The following is a 4,772-nucleotide window of genomic DNA, read 5'->3' as shown; positions in this document are numbered from 1 at the left end:
GATCTCACCGGTGAGCTGACCGAGTACCCCGACCGGCACCGACCGGCCGCCCAGGTGGGCGCGGGAGCGGCCGTCGGCGCCGACTGTCCGCGCAGCGATCACGGTGTCGTCGTCGTCGAGTTCGGCTCCGGTGGATTCGAGCACGTCGTCGACGGCCGGTGGTCGCTGGGCCGCCGGTGGCAGCCGGAAGCGGCCCTGTACCACGGCCTTCTCGTCGCCGCTCCGGACGCGGCCCGCGTCGGCGCGGGCACCGGAGAGCAACCGGAGGCTGGTCACGATCATGGTCTTGCCCGCACCGGTCTCGCCGGTCAGGACGGTGAAGCCCGGGGAGAACTCGGCCGCGGCGGACTCGACGACGCCGAGCCCGCGGATCGACAGTTCTTCGAGCACGCTGCTCAGCTCCTTCCGCGCCAGCCGGTCACCGGCAGCGAGAACTTGGTCACCAGCCGGTCCGCGAACGGTTCCGATCCCACCCGCACCCAGCGCAGCGCGTTCTGGGCGCGCCGGGTCTCCACCCGGGCGCCGGCCGGCACGTCGAGCATCCGCCGGCCGTCGCAGACGGCGACGGCGGACCGTCCACGCGCATCGACTTCGACGGCGATCTGGGACCGGGGGCTGGTCACCATCGGCCGGGCGAACAGGGCGTGCGCATTGCTCGGCACGACCAGGATCGCCTCCAGGTCGGGCCACATCACCGGCCCACCCGCCGAGAAGGCGTAGGCGGTGGAACCGGTGGGGGTGGCGATCAGCAGGCCGTCGGCGCCGAAGGCCGACACCGGCCGTCCGTCGACCTCGGTGATCAGTTCGAGCACCCCGTTGTGCGAGCGGTTCTGGACCGCCACCTCGTTGAGCGCCCAGGTGCTTCCGAGCACGGGGCCGTGTGCCTCGTCGCGCACCTCGATCTCGAGCACCATCCGGTCTTCGACGCGGTAGTCGCCGCTGATCAGCCGGTCCATCACCTCGTCGATGACGTGCGCCTCGGCCTCGGCCAGGAACCCGATGTGCCCGAGGTTGATGCCCAGCAGCGGCAGCCGCGCCGGATAGGCGAGCTCCGCCGCGCGCAGGAAGGTGCCGTCGCCGCCGAGGACGATGGCCAGTTCGCAGTCGGCGGCCGCCGCCGGGTCGGCCTGGATCACTTCCACCTGCACTCCGGTGTCGCGCAGGCGCTGCGGATCCACCGGGTGCCAGGGTTCGTCGCCGTCGGCGGGCAGCCGGGTGTCGCGGTCGAGGATGCGCAGGGCGATGCCCGCGGCGGCGCAGCGTCGGCCGACGGTCTCGAGGGTCTGCGTCACCTCGTCGCGCCCGGTGTGCGCGACGACCAGAAAGGCTCGGTCACCGGTGCTCGGCTGGTCACCCATGCAGGCCTCCTTCGGTACGGTTGCGCGCGGTCATTGCGGTCCCTGGGCGACGGCCTCGTCGATCATCGCCGCCACCTGTTCGTCGTCCACGCTATCGCCTGGCTCGGACGGCGGCCCGTCGCCGTCCGGCCGGTGCAGCCACAGGAAGTACTCGACGTTGCCCGAGGGACCGGGCAACGGGCTGGCGACCACCCCGCGCAGCCGGAGGCCGAGGCCGGCGGCCACGCGCACCACCTGGTGGACGGCTTCGGCCCGCAGGTGCGGGTCGCGCACCACACCGCCGGAGCCGACCCGGTCCTTGCCCACCTCGAACTGTGGTTTGACCATCGGCAGCGCGTCGGCGCCCGGACGCAGGCAGACGGCGACGGCCGGCAGCACCAGCGCCAGCGAGATGAACGAGAGGTCGCCCACCATGAGGTCGACCGGCCCGCCGATGTCCTCGGGCGTCAGGTACCGCACGTTGGTGCGGTCGTGGACGTGGACCCGCTGGTCGCTCTGCAGCCGCCAGACCAGTTGGCCGTAGCCGACGTCGACCGCTTCGACCGCGGTGGCACCGCGGCGCAGCAGCACGTCGGTGAAGCCGCCGGTGGAGGCTCCGGCGTCGAGGCAGCGTTTGCCGGAGACCGTCAGACCGCGGGGTTCGAAGGCCTCGAGCGCGCCGAGCAGTTTGTGGGCGCCGCGCGAGGCCCAGTCGTCCTTGTCCTCCTCGATCACCAGGATCGGGGTGTCGCGGGCGACGTTCGTGGCGGCCTTGGTGGCGACGGTGCCGGCCACCTTGACCTTGCCCTCGTCGATCAGGGTGCGGGCGGCCTCCCGCGAGCGGGCGAGTTTGCGGCGGACCAGTTCGGCGTCGAGCCGGGCACGGGCGGCCATCAGCGCCACCGGCCGGACCGCCGGCGGACGTCAGCCACGGCCGACGTCGTCGAGCGCCGACGAGAGACGTTCGTGTGCGGCGGTGAGCAGTTCGCTCTGCCGGCTCAGGGCGGCCAGGTCGAACTCGCCGTCGGTCGCGGCGGCGACCTCGGCCGACTGTTCGAGCAGCTCGGCGACCTCGGCGGTCACCGGATGGTCGGCGGGATCGCCGGGATCCCCGGACAGTCGTGCCGCCTGGGCGGCGAGAGCCGACGGCGACGGGGCTCCGGGGCGGGGTCCCGGCGTCGGCCTCGGCGGCTGGCCCGCCTGCTGATTGGGTCCACTCATGACGGTAATCAGGCTACAGGCCGAGCGCGCGCAGGAGCTCGCCGGTTTCCGGATCGGGGCTACTGATGCGCAGGTCGAGGTTCCCCACGTCGGCGGTCCACACGGCGTGGGCCAGTGCCGGCAGCAGTGAGGCCGCCCCGGCGGCGGCGCCGCGTTCGACGGTCACCCGGTTCTCCATCACGGTGATCTGCCAGCCGCTCTGGGGTCCCACGCGCAGGTCACCGGCGGGCAGGTCGACGTCGGTGAGGGCGGGAACGATGTAGGCCGGTCGCTGTGCGGGCACCGCTGCGAGCACGTCGGCAGCGGTGCTGACCCCGGTCAGGACCAGCAGCGAGTCGATGCCGACCGCGTTGGCGCCCTCGATGTCGGTGTCGAGCCGGTCCCCGATCATCAGCGGTCGGCGACTGTTGCTGCGGGTCAGGGCTTCGCGCATGATGGGCGCTGCCGGTTTGCCGGCGACGAGCGGCTCCGCGCCGGTGGCATGTGCCACCGCGGCGACCATGGAGCCGTTGCCGACGAGCAGTCCGCGTTCGGAGGGCAGCGTCGAGTCGGTGTTGGTGGCGATCCACAGCGCACCCCTGCGGATCGCCAGTGCCGCCTCGGAGAGTTGCGCCCAGCCGGTCTCGGGAGAATGGCCCTGGATGACTGCCGCCGGATCCTCGTCGGCGCTGGCGACCGGGACCAGGCCGACGTCGGCGATCGCCTCGCGCAGCGCCTCGGCCCCCACGACGAGCACCGCGGAGCCGGACGGAACGCGTTCGGCGGTGAGCCGAGCGCCCACCTGGGCGCTGGTGACGGCCTGCGACGCCGTCGCGGCGAAGCCGATCGCCGAAAGGTGCACGGCGACCTGCTCCGGGGTGCGGCTGGCGTTGTTGGTGACGAAGTACTGACCACGACTGTCGTCGGCGACGACCTCGACGGCCCCGGCCAGCGGGGTGTGCCCTTCGAAGAGCGTGCCGTCCATATCCCACAGCAGGGCGTCATACCCCTCCAGCAGCCCGGCTTCCGGATTCGCCGCCTCGGTGGCGACCGGCGCGGCCAGATCGACGCCGTCAGCGAGCAGTTCGGCGATGCGGTACTCCGCATCGGTCGTGTCGTCGACGTCGGCGGCCGCCGCATTCTGGTACCAGGTCAGAGCGTCGGCACGGCGCCCGGCGGTTTCGAGGGTCGACGCATAGGCGCTGAACAGCCTCGCCGCCGTGGTGCCGGTCCGCCCGACCTGCAGGTCCTGTTCTTCGAGGACGCGCAGGGCTGTCTCGGGATCGTTCAGGTCCACATGTGCGCCGGCCTCGACGAGCGCGAGTTCGACGGCGTCCTCACCGGTCAGTGCCCGGCCGTCGGCGCTGCGAGCAAGCTCGACGGCCCGCTCCGGCCGGCCGAGACCGCGTTCGGCGTCGGCGATCAGGGGCAGCAGTGCGTCCCCGTCGCCGGAGATCCGGCGTGCCGCGCGCAGTTCGGTGATCGCCTCCTGCCACTCGCCTGCGTAGTACGCGGCGATGCCGGCGGTCTCCCGGACGACGCCGACGCGTGCGGCACGGGCGCGGGCGGCGCGGGCGTGGTCGAGGGCCAGTTCGGGGTCCTCGGCGAGGACCTCGCCGACCATGACCAGGTGCCGGGCCACCTTGTCGGCGGTGTTCTTGTCGAGCCCATGCAGATCCCGTCGCACCTCCGGATCGAGGTCTCCGGCTTTCACCTCGTCGGGTATCGACGGGGACGGCTGCCGACCGTTCTGATCTGTACCCCGGGCACCGTTGCTCATGACGTCCAATCTATGTGAAAGGCCCCCAACCTGGTGGTTGGGGGCCTTTCAAAGTTGTGTTCGGCGGTGTCCTACTCTCCCACACTGGTTAGGGTGCAGTACCATCGGCGCTGGAGGGCTTAGCTTCCGGGTTCGGAATGGGGCCGGGCGTTTCCCCTCCGCTATGGCCGCCGTAACTTTATGAAACTGTCACACCACACTACTGGTGTGGTGGTGTGTTGTTTCAGAGGTGCATAGTGGATGCGGAACACACGTTTTACTGTGATGTGTCTGGGTGTTGTTGGTAAGTCCTCGGCCGATTAGTACCAGTCACCTGAACACATTGCTGTGCGTACAGTTCTGGCCTATCAACCCCATGGTCTGTGGGGGGCCTTACCCCACCGAAGTGGGTGAGAAACCTCATCTTGGAACAGGCTTCCCGCTTAGATGCTTTCAGCGGTTATCCCTTCCGAACG

At 70.9% G+C, this 4,772-nt stretch carries 5 protein-coding genes and 2 rRNA genes; all 7 read right to left on the bottom strand.

Annotation, left to right across the window (positions count from 1 at the left end):
• A partial coding sequence (locus ACJMNC_RS09965) for an AAA family ATPase (RefSeq protein ID WP_408947798.1) occupies nt 1–390 on the bottom strand: 390 nt, incomplete at its 3' end.
• Nucleotides 391–395: 5 nt separating this feature from the next.
• The gene (locus ACJMNC_RS09960) at nt 396–1,358 is read right to left on the bottom strand and encodes an NAD kinase (RefSeq protein WP_408947797.1); all 963 of its coding nucleotides are present in this window, start codon (nt 1,356–1,358) and stop codon (nt 396–398) included.
• Between the two features lie 30 nt (nt 1,359–1,388).
• The gene (locus ACJMNC_RS09955) at nt 1,389–2,231 is read right to left on the bottom strand and encodes a TlyA family RNA methyltransferase (protein WP_408947796.1); all 843 of its coding nucleotides are present in this window, start codon (nt 2,229–2,231) and stop codon (nt 1,389–1,391) included.
• Between the two features lie 30 nt (nt 2,232–2,261).
• Nucleotides 2,262–2,558, bottom strand: coding sequence for a hypothetical protein (locus ACJMNC_RS09950; RefSeq protein ID WP_408947795.1), 297 nt, complete (start codon nt 2,556–2,558; stop codon nt 2,262–2,264).
• A 13-nt stretch (nt 2,559–2,571) separates the two neighbouring features.
• Entirely contained in the window at nt 2,572–4,317 is a 1,746-nt protein-coding gene (locus ACJMNC_RS09945; protein ID WP_408947794.1) for an HAD-IIA family hydrolase, read from the bottom strand.
• 58 nt (nt 4,318–4,375) lie between these two features.
• Nucleotides 4,376–4,492 (bottom strand): 5S ribosomal RNA (rrf, locus tag ACJMNC_RS09940).
• 104 nt (nt 4,493–4,596) lie between these two features.
• A 23S ribosomal RNA gene (locus ACJMNC_RS09935) occupies nt 4,597–4,772 on the bottom strand; the annotation flags it as partial.

The organism is Gordonia sp. VNK21, from assembly GCF_046098115.1.
Classification (GTDB): Bacteria; Actinomycetota; Actinomycetes; order Mycobacteriales; family Mycobacteriaceae; genus Gordonia.
Note: the sequence above shows the minus strand (reverse complement) of the source record. Positions and strands in the feature narration are given on the sequence as shown.